The sequence below is a fragment of the Paenibacillus sp. 276b genome, assembly GCF_900107875.1.
GTDB classification, from domain to species: Bacteria; Bacillota; Bacilli; order Paenibacillales; family Paenibacillaceae; genus Paenibacillus; species Paenibacillus marchantiae.
Window position 1 is genome coordinate 350,770 of the sequence record NZ_FNRR01000001.1, and the last position, 22,015, is coordinate 372,784.

General features: G+C 45.5%; 20 protein-coding genes. All 20 read left to right on the forward strand.

All coding sequences use genetic code 11. The annotated features are described in order from the left end of the window. The first annotated feature begins 31 nt into the window (after positions 1 to 31). The 20 genes from BLV50_RS01525 to BLV50_RS01620 all read left to right on the forward strand — a co-directional run bounded on the left by BLV50_RS01525 (position 32) and on the right by BLV50_RS01620 (position 21,809). Complete coding sequence (locus tag BLV50_RS01525; RefSeq protein WP_063566393.1) at positions 32 to 2,107, forward strand: chemotaxis protein CheA; 2,076 nt, start codon at positions 32 to 34, stop codon at positions 2,105 to 2,107. 42 nt (positions 2,108 to 2,149) lie between these two features. After that, positions 2,150 to 2,611 carry a chemotaxis protein CheW gene (locus tag BLV50_RS01530; protein ID WP_063566392.1) on the forward strand — a complete coding sequence of 154 codons (462 nt, stop codon included), beginning with the start codon at positions 2,150 to 2,152 and terminating at the stop codon, positions 2,609 to 2,611. Between the two features lie 37 nt (positions 2,612 to 2,648). Continuing rightward, positions 2,649 to 3,242, forward strand: a complete 594-nt coding sequence (locus tag BLV50_RS01535; protein WP_090807429.1) for a chemotaxis protein CheC — start codon at positions 2,649 to 2,651, stop codon at positions 3,240 to 3,242. Further along, positions 3,235 to 3,732, forward strand: a complete 498-nt coding sequence (locus BLV50_RS01540) for a chemotaxis protein CheD (RefSeq protein WP_063566391.1) — start codon at positions 3,235 to 3,237, stop codon at positions 3,730 to 3,732. The genes BLV50_RS01535 and BLV50_RS01540 overlap by 8 nt, the downstream gene beginning before the upstream one ends. A 3-nt stretch (positions 3,733 to 3,735) precedes the next feature. Then, positions 3,736 to 4,179, forward strand: coding sequence for a hypothetical protein (locus BLV50_RS01545; protein ID WP_063566390.1), 444 nt, complete (start codon positions 3,736 to 3,738; stop codon positions 4,177 to 4,179). A gap of 15 nt (positions 4,180 to 4,194) precedes the next feature. Further along, positions 4,195 to 4,983, forward strand: coding sequence for a FliA/WhiG family RNA polymerase sigma factor (locus BLV50_RS01550; RefSeq protein ID WP_064639053.1), 789 nt, complete (start codon positions 4,195 to 4,197; stop codon positions 4,981 to 4,983). Between the two features lie 74 nt (positions 4,984 to 5,057). Continuing rightward, positions 5,058 to 6,467, forward strand: a complete 1,410-nt coding sequence (locus BLV50_RS01555) for a DUF342 domain-containing protein (protein ID WP_079694677.1) — start codon at positions 5,058 to 5,060, stop codon at positions 6,465 to 6,467. Between the two features lie 52 nt (positions 6,468 to 6,519). Further along, positions 6,520 to 6,834: a hypothetical protein gene (locus tag BLV50_RS01560; protein WP_063566388.1), complete on the forward strand. Its 315-nt coding sequence runs from the start codon at positions 6,520 to 6,522 to the stop codon at positions 6,832 to 6,834. Between the two features lie 66 nt (positions 6,835 to 6,900). Next, complete coding sequence (locus tag BLV50_RS01565) at positions 6,901 to 7,473, forward strand: DUF6115 domain-containing protein (protein ID WP_063566387.1); 573 nt, start codon at positions 6,901 to 6,903, stop codon at positions 7,471 to 7,473. Between the two features lie 3 nt (positions 7,474 to 7,476). Beyond that, on the forward strand, positions 7,477 to 8,109 hold the full coding sequence (locus BLV50_RS01570) for an endolytic transglycosylase MltG (RefSeq protein ID WP_090805418.1): 633 nt from the start codon (positions 7,477 to 7,479) through the stop codon (positions 8,107 to 8,109). A 241-nt stretch (positions 8,110 to 8,350) separates the two neighbouring features. After that, a complete protein-coding gene (gene rpsB / locus BLV50_RS01575; RefSeq protein ID WP_017689155.1) occupies positions 8,351 to 9,049 on the forward strand; it encodes a 30S ribosomal protein S2 in 699 nt (232 codons plus the stop codon). A gap of 115 nt (positions 9,050 to 9,164) precedes the next feature. Beyond that, complete coding sequence (gene tsf, locus BLV50_RS01580) at positions 9,165 to 9,815, forward strand: translation elongation factor Ts (RefSeq protein WP_017689154.1); 651 nt, start codon at positions 9,165 to 9,167, stop codon at positions 9,813 to 9,815. A 232-nt stretch (positions 9,816 to 10,047) separates the two neighbouring features. After that, the gene (pyrH, locus tag BLV50_RS01585; RefSeq protein WP_024630245.1) at positions 10,048 to 10,776 is read left to right on the forward strand and encodes a UMP kinase; all 729 of its coding nucleotides are present in this window, start codon (positions 10,048 to 10,050) and stop codon (positions 10,774 to 10,776) included. Continuing rightward, a complete protein-coding gene (gene frr, locus BLV50_RS01590; RefSeq protein WP_063566385.1) occupies positions 10,776 to 11,330 on the forward strand; it encodes a ribosome recycling factor in 555 nt (184 codons plus the stop codon). Before pyrH ends, frr begins: the two co-directional genes overlap by 1 nt. A gap of 89 nt (positions 11,331 to 11,419) precedes the next feature. Beyond that, positions 11,420 to 12,187 carry an isoprenyl transferase gene (locus BLV50_RS01595; RefSeq protein WP_063566384.1) on the forward strand — a complete coding sequence of 256 codons (768 nt, stop codon included), beginning with the start codon at positions 11,420 to 11,422 and terminating at the stop codon, positions 12,185 to 12,187. A 16-nt stretch (positions 12,188 to 12,203) separates the two neighbouring features. Further along, on the forward strand, positions 12,204 to 12,998 hold the full coding sequence (locus tag BLV50_RS01600) for a phosphatidate cytidylyltransferase (RefSeq protein ID WP_090805420.1): 795 nt from the start codon (positions 12,204 to 12,206) through the stop codon (positions 12,996 to 12,998). A 67-nt stretch (positions 12,999 to 13,065) separates the two neighbouring features. Further along, the gene (locus tag BLV50_RS01605; protein ID WP_090805422.1) at positions 13,066 to 14,205 is read left to right on the forward strand and encodes a 1-deoxy-D-xylulose-5-phosphate reductoisomerase; all 1,140 of its coding nucleotides are present in this window, start codon (positions 13,066 to 13,068) and stop codon (positions 14,203 to 14,205) included. Between the two features lie 113 nt (positions 14,206 to 14,318). After that, the gene (gene rseP, locus BLV50_RS01610) at positions 14,319 to 15,590 is read left to right on the forward strand and encodes an RIP metalloprotease RseP (RefSeq protein ID WP_063566381.1); all 1,272 of its coding nucleotides are present in this window, start codon (positions 14,319 to 14,321) and stop codon (positions 15,588 to 15,590) included. Between the two features lie 62 nt (positions 15,591 to 15,652). Continuing rightward, the gene (gene proS / locus BLV50_RS01615) at positions 15,653 to 17,107 is read left to right on the forward strand and encodes a proline--tRNA ligase (protein WP_090805425.1); all 1,455 of its coding nucleotides are present in this window, start codon (positions 15,653 to 15,655) and stop codon (positions 17,105 to 17,107) included. 382 nt (positions 17,108 to 17,489) lie between these two features. Further along, positions 17,490 to 21,809: a PolC-type DNA polymerase III gene (locus BLV50_RS01620; RefSeq protein WP_063566379.1), complete on the forward strand. Its 4,320-nt coding sequence runs from the start codon at positions 17,490 to 17,492 to the stop codon at positions 21,807 to 21,809. The last annotated feature ends 206 nt before the right edge of the window (positions 21,810 to 22,015 follow it).

Genomic DNA, 22,015 nt, shown 5'->3' on the forward strand with positions numbered 1-22,015 from the left:
CGGAGTTAACTCATGGAGGAGGTGCCTCACAATGGACATGAATCAATATTTATCTATGTTTATTGATGAGTCTAATGATCATCTGCAGTCCCTTAACGAAAATATGCTTCAACTCGAAGGCAGTCCGGAGGATCTGGGAATTGTTCAGGTCATATTCCGCTCTGCTCATACGTTGAAGGGTATGGCTGCTACAATGGGTTTTGAGGATTTGGCATCATTGACGCACAAAATGGAAAATGTGCTGGATCTGGTGCGCAACGAAAAGTTGAAAATGCAGGATTTCATTTTTGATACCCTGTTCAAGAGTTTGGATGCTTTGGAAACAATGGTTCAGGATATTACCGAAGGCGGAGAGGGTAAAGCGGATGTTTCCTCCATCGTAGCTTCTCTCCAAGCCATTGAGAGTGGTGAATGGACGGGAGGTACTGCTCCCGTAGCCGCAGTAAACCAATCACCAAGTACAGCAACACCAAGTGCGGTTGAACTGGACGAATTCCAGTACTCCGTATTGGATCAGTCCATAGCCGAAGGCCACCGTGTGCTCTATGTTGAAGTTCTTGTCAGCGAGCAGAGCCAGCTGAAGGGCGTACGTGCTTATATGGTCTTTGATCTATTAGAACGCTCGGGTGAGGTTGTTAAATCGTTCCCAACAGTTCAGGATATTGAGCAAGAGAAGTTTGAGCGCAGTTTCTCGTTGTATTACATAACGACCAAAGAGGCGCAGGAACTTGAAAAAGGCATTATGAGCATCTCAGAAATTGAGAGTGCCAAAGTCATTCAGCTGGATCAAGAGACTCTTCAGCAGATGACCAATCAGGCAGCGGCAACAGCTGAAGTGGAAGCTGCACCTGTTCCTGCTCCAGTAGAAGCATCATCGGAACCGAGTTCTTCATCGAAAGAAGAACCAAAGAAACCAGTAGCCACCAAAACAGCTGCACCAAAACAAGCTGCTACACCTTCACGTACCATCCGTGTGGATATAGAACGTTTGGATGTACTGATGAACTTGTTCAGCGAGTTACTGATCGATCGTTCACGACTGGAGCAGTTGGCCAGCGAGACGGGTAATAATGATTTATCAGATACGGTAGCTCATCTGAGCAGAGTCAGTACAGATTTGCAAAATATTGTACTGAAATTGCGGATGGTTCCTGTGGATACGGTATTCAACCGTTTCCCGCGTATGATTCGTGACCTGGCTAAAACACTCGACAAAAAGATTGATCTGGTCATTACGGGTGCCGAAACGGAACTTGATCGGACGGTAATTGATGAGATCGGCGATCCGCTGGTGCATTTGCTGCGTAATGCAGTTGACCATGGTGTTGAATCGATCGCAGAGCGTGTGGCAGCTGGTAAACCTGAATTGGGAACAGTTAATCTTCGGGCTTTCCACAGCGGAAATCATGTATTTATCGAAATCGAAGATGATGGTAAAGGCATTTACCGCGATAACCTATTGAGAACAGCGGTCAAACGTGGGGTTGTTACCGAAGAACAAGGTGCCAAGATGAGCGATGATGAAGTGAACCAGCTGTTGTTTGCACCAGGCTTCAGTACCGCTGATAAAATCTCGGATATCTCCGGCCGTGGAGTAGGATTGGATGTTGTGAAATCCAAAATCACTTCTCTTGGTGGTAATGTAACCATTCATTCGACACCGGGTAAAGGCACCAACTTCTCTGTTCAGTTACCATTGACCCTGTCCATTATCGCTGCGATGCTTGTTCGACTTGGATCCGAGAAATACGCCGTTCCTTTGTCTTCCATTGTAGAGACAGCCATTGTACAACGCGAACAGGTTCGTAATATTCATGGCAATAAAATGATTACGTTCCGTGAGTCTCTAATTCCGTACCTGTCATTGAGCGAAGTTTTCGGAGTGCCTGATTTCAATGATGCGAACGAACAAGAAACTGAGATCGTGGTCATTCGCAAAGGTGAACGTCTTGCAGCTGTAGCCGTTGAAGAATTTATTGGGCAGAGTGAGATTGTTCTTAAATCGATGGGTACTTATCTTCCTTCCATTGAAGGGATCTCTGGTGCAACGATTCTGGGAGATGGTCAAGTAGCTCTGATTCTTGACCCTAATGCATTTATTAAATAAGCACACAAGATAAGTCTTACATTTAATAGGGAGGTTTTTTCCATGGAAGAAGAGTTGAAAGTCATTGTCTTTAAATTAGGTTCCGAAGAGTACGGTATTGAAGTAGACAAGGTTCAGACGATTGAGCGTATGATGCCTATTACCCGTGTACCTAAGACCTTCTCTTTTGTAAAAGGAGTTATTAACTTACGTGGTGTTGTTATTCCCGTCATTGATCTACGTGGTCGATTCTCTTTGCCAGAAACAGAATACACCGATCAAACTCGTATTGTCATTGTAGGTGTGGACGATATGCAAGTTGGCTTTATCGTTGACTCTGCCAATGATGTTATTGACATCAAGCGTGACGCTATTGATAGTCCGCCTGAAGTGGTTGGTGGAGTTAAAGCAAGATACCTGCGCGGTGTAGCCAAGCTGGAGGATGCGCGCTTGTTGATTATGCTTAACCTGAACGAAGTATTAAATAAAAGCGAGGTTGTACAGCTGGAAAGTATTGAGGGCTAACACCGTGGAACTGTTCAACCGATTTGAGGGATTCCAAATGGATGTGCTCAAAGAGGTCGGTAACATTGGAGCAGGCAACGCCGCAACGGCGTTGTCTCAGCTTCTCAATAGACCGATTGACATGGGTGTGCCTACAGTACAGATGCTTCCTTTTGAAGAAGTTGCTGAAAAAGTGGGCGGAGATGAACGTATTGTTGTTACCGTATTTCTTCGTGTTGAAGGCGAAGCACCAGGCAATCTGTTCTTTATGATGGCACCTGAGGCTGCCAAAATGCTGTTGAACCGGCTTGCCGGTTTTGATTTGAAGGAAGGCCTTGCATTCACGGAAATGGAACAATCGGCTTTATCCGAAATCGGGAATATTTTGGCCGGTTCATACCTTTCTTCTTTGGCAGATTTCACGAAACTATCTATGTATCCGACCGTTCCTGGACTTGCTATTGATATGGCAGGTGCCATTTTGAGTTATGGTCTGTTGCAGTTTGGTGAAATGGGCGACGATGCATTATTGATTGACACATCTTTCTTTGAAGGTGAAGATCAGGTAGAGGGTCAATTTTTCCTGATTCCGGATCCGCCTTCATTTGCTAAGATATTTGAATCTCTAGGGGTGCCACTGGATCATGATTGAGGACAAAAGCGTCGTTAAAGTCGGTATGGCGGATTTGAACATTGCTCATCTACCCGGCGTAATCCGTACGACTGGCTTGGGCTCTTGTGTGGGATTAACGATGTATGATCCGCATTTGAAGCTTGCCGGAATGGCGCATGTCATGCTCCCCACTTCAGAGATAGCTCGTGAAGGAACGTTGAACAAAGCCAAATATGCGGATACGGCATTGCCGGAATTGTTACAAAGAATGATACAACTCGGTGCATCTCGTTCACGTATTGTGTCCAAAATGGCTGGAGGGTCTCAGATGTTTGCCTTCGCGGGGGCAGGAGATACAATGCGTATCGGACCGAGGAATGCGGATTCTTGTCGGGAATGGTTAGAAAAGCTTGGGATTCCACTTCTTGCCGAAGATACCGGTGGGAATTACGGACGAACGATTGAAATGGACTGTGAAACTGGACTTTTGACTATTCGAAGTGTCCAAATGGGTGTAAAGGAACTATAAGACATGATAGGAAACTACCGTATTAATCTTGGAGCAGGCATAGTCGGATTTATTCTGACTTTTTTTGTAGCATACAGCAGCAATGTGTTGTTGACCAGTTTAATTCGCGGGTTAATCGGCTTTGTAGCCTGGTTTGTCCTTGCTTATGGTTTACGCTGGGGACTGGGATTGCTGCTGAACCCTTCATCAGAGGGGAATGGGTATGGTTATGATTCACCGGGCGCTCAAGAACTAAGAGGTTCACAGGTGGACATTAAACTCGAAGACGATGGACAAGAGCTGAACGAATTGCTCAAACATGGACAGAACGCCTCCTCTGGGGAGAACCTTCCACCATCTGAGACGAAAGCTCCAACGGGATTTGCCCCTTTGGATCCGCCTAAACTTGTCCGGACCAAAGATCCGGAGGAGTTGGCGCAGGCCGTTCGTCACCTGACAGACAAATAAGGAGGGTGAAAGCAATTGAACGAGCGTAAAGCTTCACATTTGAACCATGCTGACTTGTGGGAAAAGTGGAAAGAACAAGGCGATCTTGATGCCAAGAAAAGTTTGATCGAAAAATATCTTCATATTGTAAACTATGTATCCGGGCGTTTGGCTGTCGGTCTGCCCAAAAATGTCCCGAAAGATGATCTGGAGAGCAATGGAGTTATGGGATTGATTGATGCGTTGGAGAAATTTGACTATGAACGTGGTCTTCAATTTGAGACGTACGCATCCTGGCGGGTGCGCGGTGCGATCCTTGATGGTTTGCGTCAGGGAGATTGGGTTCCTCGTTCCGTGCGGGAGAAAGCAAAGCGGATTGAAGATGCTTACCAGCAGCTAGAGCAGACGTACTTGCGTTCTGTTAGTGACGAAGAAATGAGCCAGTATCTCGACGTGTCTACGAAAGACTTTCAACATATGCTTCAAGAAGTGGCAGTTATGTCGCTTTGCTCTCTGGAAGACCCAATCCGGGAAGAAGAGTCCGAGACTCGACTTTCATTAATGGTCGATGAAAAAGCAAAAAACCCGGATTATAAAGTAAATGAATTCTACTTAAAAGAAGCTCTAGTGCAAGGGCTTGAAAAATTGACGGTCAAAGAGAGAACGGTTGTTTCACTTTTATATTATGAAGATCTCTCTCTTAGTGAAATTGCTGAGGTTATGTCTCTTTCTCCGTCACGTATCTCGCAGCTGCACTCAAAGGCCATCTTACGGTTACGTGGAACGCTGGATAAACAAAAAGACTTGCTTATGCGTAAAGATTAATATAGTAATATATGAATAGAGAGCTTTAACATTGGATATTGGGGAGTGGAAAGTCTAAAGGGGGAAGAAATGCATTGACACAGCAGACTGTTTTGGAACAGTGTTTGAGCATTGTTTTATCAGATGATAAAAGTACGGCCTACCTTGAATTTTCCAAACAGGAAGAAGGTTTTACCTGTACACCGGATGAACTCGAAAAATTTATAGCGAGTCAGGGTATTAAGTATGGTGTGCTGCGCGAAGCGTTGCTTGTTTTTGTGAGTCATCCTGAGACTTATGTGAAGGATCGATACAAGATTGCCGAAGGAATTAAACCAGTACCGGGAACGAATGGCTTTATTAAAGTGCTAGTGGGCATGGACGATTCCAATGAACGGCGACCTTTGGAAGCAGAGAACGGAACAGTCGATTACAAAGAAGTGACTCGCTTAAACAATGTTCGAACAGGTCAAATCATTGCCGAACGAATTCCTCCTGTTGACGGCACGGTGGGAAGGGCTGTAACAGGTGAAGAAATACCATTTCGTCCAGGGAAAGAAGCACGCTTCAAAGTGGGGAAAAATGTTGTCGTTAACCCTGATGGATCTGCGATGTATGCCGCTCTGGATGGATTGGTTACCAAAACAGACGGCAACAAATTGAATGTGTTTCCGGTATACGAGGTCAATGGCGATGTGGATTATAACACCGGTAACATCGATTTTGTGGGTACAGTTGTCATTCGCGGCAATGTGCTTACCGGATTTAAAGTAAAAGCGGCAGGGGATATACGTGTCGTCGGAGGTGTCGAGGGAGCGGAGCTGGAAGCAGGTGGCTCTGTCGAAATTACCGGCGGTATTATTGGTTATAACAAAGGGCTTATACAAGCAGGACATAATGTGAAATGTACCTTTATTCAAGAAGGCAACGTCGATGCGGCTGAAAATGTCCTGGTATCCCAAAGTATTATGCATTCCACGATTCGTGCAGGTCATGCGGTAATCTGTGAAGGCACCAAAGGACTTATCGTTGGCGGGTCGATCCAGGCTGGAGAAAACGTCTCAGCACGCGTCGTCGGCAACAGTATGTCTACTGTGACTTCCATTGAAGTAGGGGTATTGCCTAAGCTCCGTAATGAGTTGAGTGACTTGCGTAAGGAAGTCAGAGAGCAGATGGATGCTTTGGATAAAACGAAAAAAGCTTTGACATTATTGGATCAGTTAGCTGCTGCAGGCCAACTGAGCCCGGATAGAATGTCCATGCGAATTAAACTGAGTGCTACACAAAAATCTGCCCTTCGTCTTAGCGAGGAAACCAAAACACGTATCTTTGAAATTGAGAAGGTTCTTGAAGATACAAGCAGGGCTCGCGTTGATATTCATAAGATGATTTATGGAGGCTCTAGAATAGTTATCGGCAGATACACCAAATTTATTAAAGATCCGGTAAGTCGAATATCTTTTTATTATCATGATGGGGATATAACAATGGTTCCATTCGTTTAAGTACAGCATTCAAGCACATGAAGAAATCCATTCGATACCGAGAGGTGAGCGTATGAGTTTCAAAGCGGTTGAGTTGCAGATTGCCGTACCTAGAACAAGTGAGGCGGGGCGTTATCAGAATGAAGCCCAGCAGAGACCGGTCATTGACCAGACCCTGCTAGCGGAACAAACGGCCAAAGAAGCAAATGAAGCAAGGCAACGAAGCGAGGCACTGGATGAAACAGCGCACACAGATGTACGCGATGGTCAATCTAGAAACAAAGAGCAGCAGAGCGGCTCCAACGAACCTGAAGCTACTTCAGCGCTGGAAACTGTCAAACCTGCCGAGCATCCATACAAAGGAAAACATATTGACCTGTCGTTGTAATGGATGACATGTGACTCACATGTAGTCTTGAGCACCGATGGCTGCATTAAAAGGAGAGAACCCAATTTGTCACCATGGATCATTATTGTCATATTAGGAGCCTGCGCAATTGCATATGCGCTTATCATGCCCAAGAAAAACAAAGTGCAGGAGCCTGGGCATCACCTGGTGCAAGAGATGGAATCTACGCTTGAACATTATATGGCTGAGATAGAAAACGACAATGATGCTCTCATTCAGCGTGTTGCTGAAATGAAGGGTGAGGCGACGGCGGCAGATCAGCGTATGCAATCACAGCTTCAGGAATTACAGCGGAGGCTGGATCAACTGGAAGAAAGTAAAACGACAGAAGCAGACGCATCCTCCAATATAATTCCGGTACATAGCACAAGCGGATTGCAAGCTCAAGCGCTTGTAGACAGTGTGCGAGCAGATTCGGCCCAACAGGTGTCAGAAGCAGAAGAGCAGACCTCTGAACAAGAATCTACGCCTCTACGTGAATCCATTAAGGACCGATATGCAGAGTTGTTTAATTTATATGCCGAAGGAAAGTCAGTGGATGCTATTGCCAAGCAGACGGGCATACAACGTGGAGAAGTACAGCTGATTTTGCAGCTGGCAGAACGGGAGGAGAGCTAACAGATGGACAAGCGCTCCTTATGGATTGGACTTGGAAGTGGCATGATTGTTGGTGCGGTATTGCTGCAGCTGGCAACGGTTGGACAAAACGCATTGTCTGAGAGTAGTCTCGACCCCGAGCTGGCTACAGCCAACCTGACGAAGGAACAGCTGGAATCGGCCGCCAAGAGCATGGATATGAAGCTTATAGCTTCTGATGATGAGCTGTATACAGAGGCTGAGTGGGTAAATAAGAAGAAACAGGAAAGCAGTGAACTACAGGGAAAAACGGCAACGGCACCTGAAGCCACAGATTCTGCTGTGAAACCGGAGCAACCCGACAATCCAAAGCAACCTGTCAACAATGAAAGCGACAAACAGAACGAAGTCACTCAGCCAGAGACGATCGAGCCGTCAACTCCTAACAGTCCCGAAGTTGCGGCTACCGTATCTTTCAAAGTACGTTCAGGAAACAGTCTGGCCATTGTGGCGGGGAATTTGGAGAAAACCGGGATTGTAGATAGTGCACAAGCTTTTATTAAGGCTGGCAGAGCAGAGCGAATTAATACCAAAATACAAGTCGGGACCTATGACTTGGAAAAAGGCGAAAGTTTCAAATCGATTATTGCCAAGATTACAAAAGAACCGTCAAACTGAGTGCGCTCAGGCAGGGCGGTTTTTTTTGTATAAATAATGACAAGTTTTGTGTCGCCATGAAGGAACGGAAATTTGCTTTGAAAGACTGTTGCATCAGGCAATCAGTTGTGCTATATTAGATAACGGTGTTAAAACACACGCATGTGCTAATTTTGTTGAGGGTGCTTTCCTGATGGAGAGTCTTGGCGAAAAATGATGCCGGCGGAGGACACAATAAAACCATATTAGGAGGTGTGTGAAGATGGCAGTAATCTCCATGAAGCAGCTTCTCGAAGCTGGGGTACACTTCGGTCACCAAACTCGTCGTTGGAACCCAAAAATGGATCGTTATATCTTCACTGAAAGAAACGGAATTTACATCATCGATTTGCAAAAAACGGTGAAAAAAGTCGAAGAGGCTTACAATTTCGTTAAAGGAATCGCAGGAGAGAATGGTAAAATTCTTTTCGTGGGTACTAAGAAACAAGCTCAAGATTCCGTTAAAGAAGAAGCTGAACGTGCTGGTCAATTCTACATTAACCAACGCTGGCTCGGCGGTACCCTGACTAACTTCCAAACTATTCAAAAACGTATTGATCGTTTGAAACAGTTGGAAGCTTGGGAAGAAGACGGTACATTCGCTGTATTGCCTAAAAAAGAAGTAATCTTGCTTCGCAAAGAAAAAGATCGTCTGGAGAAATTCTTGGGCGGTATTAAAAATATGAAAGGCCTGCCAAGCGCCCTGTTCATCATCGATCCACGCAAAGAGCGTATCGCTGTTGCGGAAGCTCGCAAATTGGGTATCCCAATTGTAGGTATCGTTGATACTAACTGCGATCCGGACGAGATCGATTATGTTATCCCAGGTAATGACGACGCGATCCGCGCTGTTAAATTGCTGACAGGTAAAATGGCTGACGCAGTAATCGAAGCTAACCAAGGCGAAGAAACTTCCGCTTAATAGATTCGAACATATGTTATAAACTAAATGAAAAGGGTGGTTGGCAGGTGGATAACCTCTCACTGCCCTTTTTTTAGAGTGTACGTACAATACTTAATGTTGGAGGGAATTTATAATGGCAGTTAATGCGAGTGCAGTAAAAGAACTTCGCGAAAGAACGGGCGCTGGTATGCTCGATTGTAAAAAAGCACTGGAAGAAGCAAACGGTGATGTAACAAAAGCAGCTGAATTGTTGCGTGAGAAAGGTCTTTCTGCAGCAGCAAGCAAAGCAGGCCGTGCAGCAACTGAAGGCGTTGTAGAATCTTACATCCACGCTGGTGGACGCATTGGTGTCTTGGTTGAAGTTAACTGTGAAACTGACTTCGTTGGTAAAACGGATCAATTTAAGGATTTCGTTAAAGATGTAGCTATGCAAATCGCTGCAGCTAATCCTAAATTCGTTAAACGCGAAGAAGTTCCTACAGATGAGCTGGAAAAAGAAAAAGAAATCCTGAAAGCTCAAGCTCTTAATGAAGGCAAACCAGAGAAAATCATTGAAAAAATGGTTGAAGGCCGTATCGGTAAATACTACGAAGAGTACTGCCTGATGGAGCAAACTTTCGTTAAAGATCCAGACAAAACGATCTCCCAATTGCTGAACGAAAAAATCAGCCAAATTGGTGAAAATATCTCCATCCGTCGTTTCGTTCGTTACGAACTGGGTGAAGGTCTTGAAAAAAAAGTAGACAACTTCGTAGAAGAAGTAATGTCCCAAGTAAACAAATAAGACGGTTTTACTAAACCGGCAAGCAGGATTGATTTTCGAAGATATAAGAATGATGAAACTTCGAAGCGTAAACTCCCTTATATCTCAGGAAAACAGTGCCTTACCGGTTAAACGTTTTTCCTAAAAGAGCGGAACACAACTGTGTTCCTTTCTTTTTAAGCAGGAGGCCATGCGCGAGGAGTTTTGTTGGTTGAACATCGAGCGTGTTCAATTCAAAGTGGAGGGTGAATAATTGGAACAGCCAGTATTTAAACGTGTTGTCTTAAAGGTCAGCGGAGAGTCTCTTTCCGGTCAAAATGGCTACGGTATTGATGCAGAGACGATCTCGTCGATTGCCCAGCAAGTAAAAGAAGTAGTTGAATTAGGTGTACAGGTTGCTATCGTATGCGGCGGCGGAAACATCTGGCGCGGAATTGCCGGTAGCGAAAACGGCATCGATAGAGCAACTGCCGATTATATGGGGATGCTGGCGACGGTTATGAACTCGCTCGCCCTGCAAGATGCACTGGAACAGATTGAAGTGCCTACACGCGTACAGACATCGATTGCCATGCAACAAATTGCAGAGCCTTATATTCGTCGTAGAGCTATTCGTCATCTGGAGAAAGGCCGGGTCGTTATTTTTGCAGCAGGTACAGGTAACCCGTTCTTCTCCACCGATACAACAGCAGCACTGCGCGCAGCAGAGATCGAAGCAGAAGTCATCTTGATGGCCAAAAATAAAGTCGATGGTGTATACTCAGCAGATCCGTTTAAGGACAGTACAGCTGTGAAATTTGATCAGTTGACTTACATGGATATTCTTAACAAAGACCTTGGTGTAATGGATTCGACGGCATCCTCGCTTTGTAAGGACAACAACATCCCGTTGATCGTATTTGCCATTACGGAACAAGGTAACATCAAGCGTGTTGTTCTGGGTGAACGTATCGGAACAATCGTTAAAGGGAGTGTAGATTAATGCCACAAGCGGTTAAACAACATGCCGAAGAGCGTATGGAAAAAGCAATTCAAGCATTGCGTCGTGACCTGGCTACTTTGCGTGCAGGCCGCGCAACTCCAGCTCTTCTGGACCGAGTTCAGGTAGAGTATTATGGGGCTATGACGCCATTGAATCAACTCGCTAATATCAGTACTCCGGATTCCCGTACACTGATGATTCAACCTTGGGACAAATCTTCCATGGGTGATATCGAGCGTGCCATCATGAAATCGGATCTGGGTCTTACTCCAGCCAATGATGGTAGCATGATCCGTTTGTCTATTCCGGCATTGACGGAAGAACGCAGAGCGGAACTTGTGAAGCTGACGAAGAAGTTCGGTGAAGAAGGTAAAGTAGCGATTCGTAACATTCGCCGTGATGCGAATGATGACATTAAGAAAATGGAGAAGTCAGACATTTCCGAGGATGAATCCCGGAGACATCAGGACGATATCCAAAAATCGACCGACAAGTTTATTGCTGAAGTCGATAAGGTACTCGCTGCCAAAGAAAAAGAAATCATGGAAGTGTAAGACAAGCGCAGCCCCTCCAATACGGTGGGGTTTTGTCTCTTTTTCCAAGCTTCAGGTGAAGAAACTTCAGGGATTTTGGAGGAACAGGAATGATCAAACGGGTTCGGTCGTGGTGGAATGGGGCTGACAAGCAGGAAACGCTGACTATATCCGAGGATAATATCCCGCAGCACGTCGCCATCATTATGGACGGCAATGGACGATGGGCGAAACGTTTGGGTCTCCCACGAATAGCTGGCCACCAGAATGGGATGAAGGCGGTCAAACGTGCGACCATCGCGGCGGATGAACTGGGCATCAAATATCTGACGATGTACGCTTTTTCGACAGAAAACTGGACGCGTCCAAAAGAAGAAGTGGATTTTCTGATGCGGCTTCCGCAAGAATTTTTGGCGATAGAGCTGGATGAGCTTATAGAAAAAAATGTACGCATCCGTATGATGGGCCAGGAGGAGCACTTGCCTTCCCATACTATTAATGCTTTGCGTGAAGCTATTCGTCTTACGGAACATAACACAGGGCTTGTTTTGAATTTTGCAATGAACTACGGAAGTCGTCGCGAAATGACGGACTGTGTCAAACAGATCGCTCTGCAGGTAAAGTCGGGGGAACTATCGGCAGACGACATTACGCCTGAACTCATTGACAGACATATGCTCACTGGAGATATGCCTGATCCGGATTTGCTGATCCGGACGAGCGGAGAGTTGAGATTAAGCAATTTCATGCTTTGGCAGCTTGCATATAGCGAATTATGGTTTACGGATATATACTGGCCCGAATTTGGCAAAAAGCATTTGCTTGAAGCAGTAGCCGAATATCAGCGCAGAACAAGGCGTTACGGCGGTTTGAAATAGATGGAGGATGAAGCCGTTGAAACAGCGATTAAAGACAGGAATCATAGCAGGTGTATTGTTTTTGGGTTTTTGCATGCTGGGCGGACCCTGGTACCATGGCTTGGTACTGCTTATGGCTCTCATCGGTTATTATGAATTTGTAAAAATGACCGGGGTACAGCCTTTTTCAGGTGTAGCCCTAATCGGTTATGCAGGTATCTTTGCGATTGTGTTTCCTTGGGAAATGGTTTGGGAAGCCAGACCACTAACGTTATTCCAGATCGGATGGCTTGTGATGCTTGTATTAATGACGGCCTCTGTGGTAACTAAAAACAAGATTCCTGTAAACACTGTTGCCATGCTCTTTCTTGGAGTAATGTATATTGGGATCGGTTTTTATTACATCGCGGAATCGAGACATTTGCATCATGGGTTGTTCTGGACGTTTCTGCTTCTGGGCTCCATATGGGCAAGTGATGCAGGTGCATATTTTGTAGGGAAACTTATCGGGAAGAACAAACTTTGGCCGTCGATCAGTCCTAACAAAACGGTGGAAGGTGCACTGGGTGGTGTTGTGATCGCGGTAGTCACTTCTGTTGTTTTTGCATTGGTGTCAGACGGCTTGTTGTCTTGGCAAAGAGCGGTATGGATTGGAATTGCATGCGCGGTTGTAGGACAAATGGGAGATCTGATTCAATCTGCTTACAAACGTGTGTATAACATCAAAGATTCCGGCACTTTGCTCCCGGGGCATGGCGGTATTCTGGATCGATGCGACAGCTGGATTGTCGTTTTTCCATTCGTACATATACTAATGCTTCTGCCCTATTAAAAATGAGCACAAGCCATATGACGAACTATTCGTCATAGGCATTGGATAAATAAAGATGAGGTGCAGCATGAAAAAAATTGCGATTCTCGGGTCAACCGGTTCCATTGGAACTCAGACACTGGATGTAGTCGATATGCATCCCGAACGCTTTCAAGTAGAGGGACTGGCTGCTGGTAGCAATATAGAGCTGCTGATTGAGCAAGCAAAGCGTTATCGACCCAAAAAGGTATCAGTTGGCTCAAAAGAGTTAGCAGAGACCGTGGCACCGCACTTACCTGTCGAAACACAGCTTTTTTATGGCAAAGAAGGACTGGTTGAAGTTGCTGCCGGAACGGATGCAGATACGGTTGTTACTGCTGTAATGGGGAGTGTTGGGCTTGAGTCGACCCTGGCTGCTATTGATGCAGGCAAACAGATCGGACTGGCTAACAAAGAGACGCTAATTACAGCAGGACATATTGTTACTGCCAGAGCGGCTGCGAAAGGGGTACCGATTCTGCCTGTGGATAGTGAGCACTCGGCTATCTTCCAATGCTTGAATGGTGAACCTCGTGAACGTGTGATGGGAATTACACTTACGGCCTCTGGAGGATCATTCCGTGATTTGACTCGTGAACAGCTAAAGGAAGTTACTGTAGAAGATGCACTCAAACATCCGAATTGGTCCATGGGATCGAAGATCACGATAGACTCAGCAACGATGGTGAATAAAGGTCTGGAAGTTATTGAAGCGCATTGGCTTTTTGGACTAAGTTATGATCAGATTGATGTATTGCTTCACCCGGAGAGCATCATTCATTCCTACGTGGAGTTTAATGATACGAGCATTATTGCGCAGCTTGGCAATCCGGACATGCGCGTTCCCATTCAGTATGCACTGACCTATCCAGACCGCTTACCATCGCCTTCACAACGTCTCTCCCTAACGCAAGTGGGCAAGCTGCATTTCCGTGAGATGGATATGGAACGGTTCCCTTGTTTAAGAATGGCATACGAGTGTGGTAAAATGGGGGGGACCGCAACAACGGCGTTTAATGCAGCCAACGAGGTTGCCGTAGCGCGTTTCTTGCGTAAAGAGATTTCGTTCCTTAAAATAGAGGATATTATTGCTTCTGTGCTGGAAGCACACCGCAATGTGGACGGGCCTGATCTAGAGGAAATCGCAAGATGTGATCAGGAGAGCCGTCAACTTGCGTTCAGTCTGTAATCTCTTTTTTCAAGATAAAATGGAAGAAGTGATTCTCTTGTGCGGCATCAGAGAATAATGATAATCTAAAGGGACAGACTGCGGTTCGTGCCGTGAAGGAGGATGGATAGGGATTGGAAACCATACAAGTGGTATTTCTAACGGTGCTCATGTTCTTTGTCATCGTGACGGTTCATGAATGGGGACATTATTATTTTGCCAAACGCGCCGGTATTCTTGTACGGGAATTTGCGATCGGTTTTGGTCCCAAATTGTTCTCATATAAAAGAAACGAGACCCAGTTCACACTGCGTTTGCTGCCTTTTGGCGGATATGCACGTATGGCTGGGGAAGACCCGGAACTGGTAGAAATTCAAGAAGGTCAGACCATTGCAGTAAGGTCGGCTGATGACCAAGTCAAAATGATCTACCTCGATCAATTGGATAATCGCAAAAATGTAATTCGTGGTGAAGTGATCTCTATTGATATGGAGAATGCATTGAAATTGCAACTCGATGTGGATGGTGAAATTCAGCAGTACCGGATACATCCGCAAGCGATGTTGGTTAGTCGTGGAAAACAAACCCAGATTGCACCGAAAGATCGCCAATTTGGCAGTAAAACGGTGGGTCAGCGGGCAATGGCGATTTTTGCCGGACCACTCATGAATTTCATCCTGGCATTTGTTTTATTTGCAGTCTATGCACAAATGGCTGGGGTTCCAGTTGAGAATCCGAAAAATCTGGAAATTGGTGAAGTGCTTGAAGGTGGAGCTGCCTACCAGGCGAATTTGCAAAAGGGAGATATCATTGAGACGATCAATGGTACTGCTATTGGTACGGATTCTCAAAAAATGGTGACGATGATTGCCGATTCCAAAGACAAACCGATGGAATGGACACTGCGTCGGGGGAATGAAACGTTTAATATAACGATCACACCTCGTGCAGTAGAAGGTCAAGAAGGCGGTAAGGTCGGAATTGTGCCAACACTGCCAACCCGATCTGTTGGATTTGTAGAAACCTTTAAAGTGTCAGGGATAGCGATGGTCGATACAACCAGAGTAATCTTTGAAGGCTTCAAACATTTGATCAATCAGTTTAACATGGATGATATTGGTGGTCCTGTGCGTACTTTTGAAGTAACAGGCCAAATTGCGAAGCAGGGTATTGAACAGTTGACGAGATGGGCAGCTATTCTGAGTCTGTACCTCGGTATTTTCAACCTGTTGCCGATTCCTGCGCTAGACGGAAGCCGTCTTGTATTCCTCGGAATTGAAGGTCTGCGAGGCAGACCTGTTGACCCCAACCGGGAAGGCATGGTTCATTTTGTCGGCTTCGCGATGTTGTTTGTACTGATGCTAGCAGTAACATACAATGATATATTACGATTAATTAACGGATAATTATGGTTTGACTACGCTCTGACTATTCAGAGATAGTCGTTATGGGAGGACGCTGGAGTCTTATGTCAAAGGAAAATGATAAACAGTTCGTGACTGAAATTACACCTCAGGGCGAGGATTTCTCACGCTGGTACATTGATGTTATTAAAAAAGCTGATCTCATGGACTATTCACCCGTACGCGGTTGTATTGTTTTCAAACCAGACGGTTTCGGAATCTGGGAGCATATCAAGGATGAGATGGACCGTCGTTTCCGTGAAACGGGTCATCGTAATGCCTACTTCCCGATGTTCATTCCCGAGAGCTTTTTCCAAAAAGAAAAAGAACATGTTGAAGGCTTCAATCCCGAATTGCCTTGGGTAACGGAAGCCGGCGGAGAAAAGCTGGAAGAGCGTCTGGCGATCCGCCCAACCTCGGAAACCATCATTGGTCACATGTACTCCAAGTGGATTAAGTCGTATCGTGACTTGCCGGTGCTGATCAACCAATGGGCGAACGTGGTTCGCTGGGAGAAGAGAACACTGCCTTTCCTTCGCACAACCGAGTTCTTGTGGCAAGAGGGCCATACGGCGCATGAGACAGAAGAAGAAGCACGTGAAGAGACGATGAAAATGCTTGAAATCTACCGCGAAGTTGTGGAAGAATATCTGGCGATTCCCGTCATTACAGGTCAGAAAACAAAATCCGAGAAATTTGCAGGTGCTGTAGACACCTTCTCCATCGAAGCGATGATGAAGGATGGACGTGCGGTACAAGCCGGAACTTCTCATTATATGGGTACGAATTTTGCAAAAGCATTTGAGATCCAGTATCTTAGCCGCAACAATGTGTTGGAACTGGCTCACACCACTTCATGGGGAACAAGCACACGTCTGATCGGTGCGTTAATCATGGTTCACGGGGATGACCGTGGTCTGGTTCTTCCTCCTAAAGTTGCACCAACACAAGTGGTCATGATTCCAATTGGACCGCCAAAAACACGTGATGCCGTTGTAGGCCGTGCGGACGAGTTGTTCGCTGAACTGAAACAAGCGGGAATTCGTGTGAAAATGGATGATCGCAGTGATGTTCGTCCAGGCTGGAAATTCAACGAATATGAGATGCGTGGTGTTCCGATTCGTCTCGAAATTGGCCCGCGTGATATGGAGAACGGTGTGTGTGTTCTCGTTTCCCGGATTACGGGAGAGAAGAAAGTCGTTGAACAAGCAAATCTGGTGGAAGAAATCCAGACTATGCTGACTCAAGTGCAAGCCGATATGCTGCAACGTGCTCGCACGTTTATGTCGGACAACTTCTACTCTGTAGATACGCTTGATGAGATGAAGGAACTGATGGAGAACAAACGCGGGTTCACACTGGCTGGATGGTGCGGTTCAGAAGCTTGCGAAGATAAAGTAAGAGAAGTAACAGGTGCAACAAGCCGGAACATTCCGTTCCAGCCTGCGGAAGAAAAGCATACGTGCTTGGCTTGTGGTGAACAAGCGAAACACACGGTAGTGTTTGCAAGAGCGTATTAAGTCAGGATAACCTGACTATATAGATTGAACTAAACATTTACATGAGAACGTAGAGAACAGAAATAACCTGAAGAAGCGGAGCTAAAAGCTTTCTGAAAGAAAGCTACATCGGAAGCATACGCTGCGCCTTTATCCCCGGATTTTCCCCTTTGTAAAAGGGAATCAAAAAATCTGGGGATAACAGCGATCGGAAGGTTGTTCTGTTATCGGAGTGGTAAGTGTAAATATCTTTTTGTTCAATTTATATAACGGCACATACGGACTGTAAGAGTAAGGAATGGAGAGCTTCTGTCGGATAAAATGAGTCGGTGCGGGTTCGGATCGGGGACATTTTTGAATGCAGAGGCTTTTCCTGTTTTAAGGGGGTACAAGGAGGAACACGATGAGTGGATTCGAGGAGAAGAGAAAACGATTTGAGTTGTTGATGAAACAGACGGAGCTTCCAGCTGGCCTAATAGAGCCCTACTTTTTGGATGGATGGATTGAACGGGTGGAGACAAGCCGTAGCAACCGCGACTGGACTATTGTGATTGCAAAGGATACCTTGGTTCCTGCTCCAATCTATCGAACATTTTGCCTGCACATTCAGGAGAAAATGAATCATATTTCCAAGATTACGTTTGGTTTCAAATATAGTGAGCAGGTCGAGATTGGTGATATTGTCAGTGAGTATTGGAACTTGTTCCTTGAGTGGGTTACACGGGAGATTCCATCTGTTAATGGTTGGATGAATCGTACCAAGTTCGAATGTGAAGCGGATCTGCTGCAATTGACTATGAGTGATGCCATGTCGATGGAGCTCGCGAAGAAGAAGCAGATCGATCAGGCTATAACTACTTTTTACGATAAGTATTTTCAACTTCCCTTGCGGGTCAAATTGCTGGTTGGTGAGGTTGAAAGCAACAAAGAGGCAATGGAACAATTCCAGCTCAAGAAGCGGGAAGAAGAGCTTCAAGTTATCGAACAGATGATGAGTGAAGTGGACTCCGAAATGCCTGAAGAGGAAGAACAGGGCGATGTTCGCTTACAGATGGGATATGAGATCAAGGAACCACCTGTACCTATGCAGGAAATTCAAGATGAAGAGAAAAAGGTTACGTTGCAGGGAACGGTCTTCGGTCTGGATCGCAAGGAATTGCGGAACGGGAATACCTTGTTTACTTTTTATCTGACGGATTTCACAGATTCCATGCAAATGAAGATGTTTGCCAAAACAAAAGAGGATGTCAAAATCCTGAGCCTACTAGCCAATGGAAAATGGGTGAAAGTGCGTGGCCGTGTAGAATACGACCGGTTTATGCAAATTCCGGAACTTGCCATGATTCCTTCAGACTTGGTAGAAGTAAAGGCACCACCATCCCGTAAGGATAATGCAGCAGAGAAACGGGTTGAGTTCCATTTGCACTCCACAATGAGTACAATGGATGCCGTAACTTCGATCGACAAATACGTAAAGACTGCAGCGGAATGGGGACACAAGGCTATCGCCGTAAGTGATCATGGCGGTGTGCAGGTGTATCCGGAGGCATCCAAAGCGGCCAAGAAAAACGGAATTAAAATGATCTACGGCCTTGAGGCCAATGTGGTGAACGATTCAGTTGCTGTTGTACTGGCACCACAGCCATTGGAACTCAAATCAGCGACATATATCGTCTTTGATATTGAGACCACAGGTCTGTCTGTAACCCAGAACAAGATTATCGAAATTGCGGCTGTGAAGGTAGAGGACGGTAAAGAAATTGACCGCTTTGCTACGTTTGTAAATCCGCATGAGCGCATCCCATATAACATTCAGCAGTTGACTAACATTAACGATGAAATGGTGAAGGATGCACCTGAGCTAGAACCGGTTATCCGTGATTTTGTGAAGTTTGCCGGAGATGGCGTATTGGTTGCGCATAATGCGCGATTCGATATGGGCTTTATTCAGGCTTCGCTGAAACAGCTTGGTATGCCTGAGCTTCTGAACCCTGTCCTCGATACGTTGGAATTGGCACGGTTGTTATATCCAAAAATGAAGAACCACCGTCTGAATACGCTGGCGGATAAATATAAAGTAGCACTGGAAAGTCATCACCGGGCGATTGATGATACGATTGCGCTCGCAGGTATACTGAATGGATTGGTTAATGATGCCGCCCAGATGAAAGGCCTGACCATGCTTGATCGGCTTAACGATTATGTCGGAGTTGATCTCTCTAACACGCGTCCATTCCATTGCGGCATCTATGCTTTGAATGATGTTGGTAAAAAGAATCTTTATAAACTGGTATCACTTTCCCATACGGAGCATTTCAAACGGGTGCCTTGTATTCCAAAGTCGAAGCTGATCAATTTGCGTGAAGGTCTCATTATTTTATCCGGTTGTGAAAAAGGTGAGTTTTTCGAGGCTGTGCTAAACAAATCGCTTGAAGAGGCGGAAGAGATAGCGCATTTCTATGACATTCTGGAAATCCAGCCTCTGACAATGTATATGCATTTGGTGGACAAAGGGCTGGTGGCTACACCAGAGGAATTGAAGCTCGCTGTTCGTAAAGTGGTTGACATTGGTCAAAAATTGGGGAAACCGGTAATAGCCACAGGTAACGTGCATTATCTGGAGCCGCGCGATAAGCTATATCGGGATATCACCATTCACGGAATTACAGGGTTCAGCCCACTCAAAGATCAACGTAAACCGGATGCTCACCTAAGAACGACGGATGAAATGCTGGAAGAGTTCCAGTACCTGGGCCAAGATAAAGCCTACGAAGTCGTTGTTACGAATACGGTTGAATTGGCGGATCGGTTCGAGGAAATCAAGTTGTTCCCGGACAAGCTGTTCACCCCGATTCTGGAAGGTGCGGACGATGAAATCCGTAATACCTGCTATAATACTGCCAAGTCGATTTATGGTGAGGAACTACCGGAAGTCATTGTGGCACGACTGGAGAAAGAATTGAATCCAATCATCAAATACGGTTTTTCTGCCAACTATCTGATCTCAGAACGTTTGGTTAAAAAATCGAATCAGGACGGCTACCTAGTCGGCTCCCGGGGATCGGTTGGTTCGTCTGTAGTTGCTACTTTCCTAGGCATTTCCGAGGTTAATCCGTTGCCAGCACACTATATTTGTGTGAATCCGGAGTGTAAGCACAGTGAGTGGTTCCTCGACGGCAGTGTGCCGAGTGGATTTGACCTTCCTGAGAAAGAATGCCCTGATTGTGGAGGCCGGTTAAAAGGCGAAGGGCAGGATATTCCGTTTGAGACTTTCCTTGGCTTTAAAGGGGACAAGGTTCCCGATATTGACTTGAACTTCTCGGGTGATTATCAACCGCATGCCCACAACTATACGAAGGTGCTTTTCAGCGAAAAGAGTGTGTTCCGTGCGGGCACAATTGGTACGGTAGCTGAGAAAACAGCATTTGGTTTTGCCAAGAAATATGAGGAAGAACATCATAAGAAATGGCGCGGAGCAGAACTTAACCGTTTGGCCTCCGGTTGTACCGGGGTTAAACGTAGTACAGGACAGCATCCCGGTGGTATTGTTGTTGTACCGGATTATATTGAAGTGGAAGATGTAACGCCTGTACAATTCCCGGCGGATGACGTTAATGCGGAGTGGAAAACAACACACTTTGACTATCACGCCTTTGAAGAGAATTTACTAAAACTCGATATTCTGGGGCACGATGATCCAACCATGATGCGGATGCTGCAGGATTTGACAGGTATCGATCCAACGACCATTCCGATGAATGATCCTAAGGTTATGAGCATGTTCAACTCTACCGAGGCACTCGGCGTTACGCCAGAGCAGATTCGTTCACCAGTTGCCACTTTTGGTGTACCAGAGATGGGGACGAAGTTTGTACGTCAGATGCTTATCGAATCCCAGCCTTCGTCTTTTGCCGATCTACTCCAGATCTCTGGATTGTCTCATGGTACGGGGGTATGGCTTGGTAACGCACAAGATCTAATTAAAAATGGAACTTGTAACATCAAAACGGTGATTGGTTGCCGGGATGATATCATGTTGTTCCTGATCTATAAAGCAGGCATGGACGCCAGTCTTGCCTTTAAAATTACGGAGAGTGTGCGTAAGGGACGTGGTTTGCCGCAAGAATGGATTGATGAGATGAAAAATTGCAAAGTGCCGCAATGGTACATTGATTCCTGTCTTAAAATCCAGTACATGTTTCCAAAGGCCCACGCAGCCGCTTACGTTATCTCTGCAGTACGTACAGCTTTCTTTAAGCTGTATCACCCAATTGAATACTACGCGACATACTTCACAGTTCGTGCGGATGAGTTTGATATTGAACTGGTATGTCAGGGCTATGAGCCTATCTATCGGAAGATCGTAGAGATTGAACAATTAGGTTTCCAGGCACCGCCAAAAGAAAAAAATATGCTGCCTGTCCTTGAGATGGCTTTGGAAATGGCAGCACGTGGATTCTCGCTCAAGCCGATTGATCTGTATCGTTCGGAAGCGACGAAGTTTATTGTTGACGGAAATTCACTTATTCCTCCGTTTTCGGCCCTGGGAGGAATCGGGGATAATGCTGCACGCAATATCGCTGCGGCAAGAGAGCATGGAGAATTCCTTTCGATTGAAGATTTCCAGCAGAAGTCCAAAGCAAGTAAAACAATTGTTGAATTGCTGACGAGCATGGGATGCTTCCGCGGTTTGCCGGAAAGCAATCAATTATCCTTGTTCTAAAATGACATTTTGAGTACCCATTTATGGTCTTTGATGTGATTACGTAAATTTTTCTTCATTAGTAGTTAAAATGGCTGAGTGATCGCTTACTTGTCACTATTACCAGACTATGTTATAATTTTTGAAGTGAACGAGATAGTACGAATTTCTAAAGAGTGGGGAAACCCACTCTTTAGTCTTTGGTATACAAGAATCTTGGGTAATGA

Bases quoted from the DNA above. Each gene is read 5' to 3' on its own strand.
- BLV50_RS01525 (WP_063566393.1), top strand. From the start codon at position 32: ATGGACATGAATCAATATTTATCTATGTTTATTGATGAGTCTAATGAT.
- BLV50_RS01530 (WP_063566392.1), top strand. From the start codon at position 2,150: ATGGAAGAAGAGTTGAAAGTCATTGTCTTTAAATTAGGTTCCGAAGAG.
- BLV50_RS01535 (WP_090807429.1), top strand. From the start codon at position 2,649: ATGGATGTGCTCAAAGAGGTCGGTAACATTGGAGCAGGCAACGCCGCA.
- BLV50_RS01540 (WP_063566391.1), top strand. From the start codon at position 3,235: ATGATTGAGGACAAAAGCGTCGTTAAAGTCGGTATGGCGGATTTGAAC.
- BLV50_RS01545 (WP_063566390.1), top strand. From the start codon at position 3,736: ATGATAGGAAACTACCGTATTAATCTTGGAGCAGGCATAGTCGGATTT.
- BLV50_RS01560 (WP_063566388.1), top strand. From the start codon at position 6,520: ATGAGTTTCAAAGCGGTTGAGTTGCAGATTGCCGTACCTAGAACAAGT.
- BLV50_RS01570 (WP_090805418.1), top strand. From the start codon at position 7,477: ATGGACAAGCGCTCCTTATGGATTGGACTTGGAAGTGGCATGATTGTT.
- rpsB (WP_017689155.1), top strand. From the start codon at position 8,351: ATGGCAGTAATCTCCATGAAGCAGCTTCTCGAAGCTGGGGTACACTTC.
- tsf (WP_017689154.1), top strand. From the start codon at position 9,165: ATGGCAGTTAATGCGAGTGCAGTAAAAGAACTTCGCGAAAGAACGGGC.
- frr (WP_063566385.1), top strand. From the start codon at position 10,776: ATGCCACAAGCGGTTAAACAACATGCCGAAGAGCGTATGGAAAAAGCA.
- BLV50_RS01595 (WP_063566384.1), top strand. From the start codon at position 11,420: ATGATCAAACGGGTTCGGTCGTGGTGGAATGGGGCTGACAAGCAGGAA.
- BLV50_RS01605 (WP_090805422.1), top strand. From the start codon at position 13,066: ATGAAAAAAATTGCGATTCTCGGGTCAACCGGTTCCATTGGAACTCAG.
- proS (WP_090805425.1), top strand. From the start codon at position 15,653: ATGTCAAAGGAAAATGATAAACAGTTCGTGACTGAAATTACACCTCAG.
- BLV50_RS01620 (WP_063566379.1), top strand. From the start codon at position 17,490: ATGAGTGGATTCGAGGAGAAGAGAAAACGATTTGAGTTGTTGATGAAA.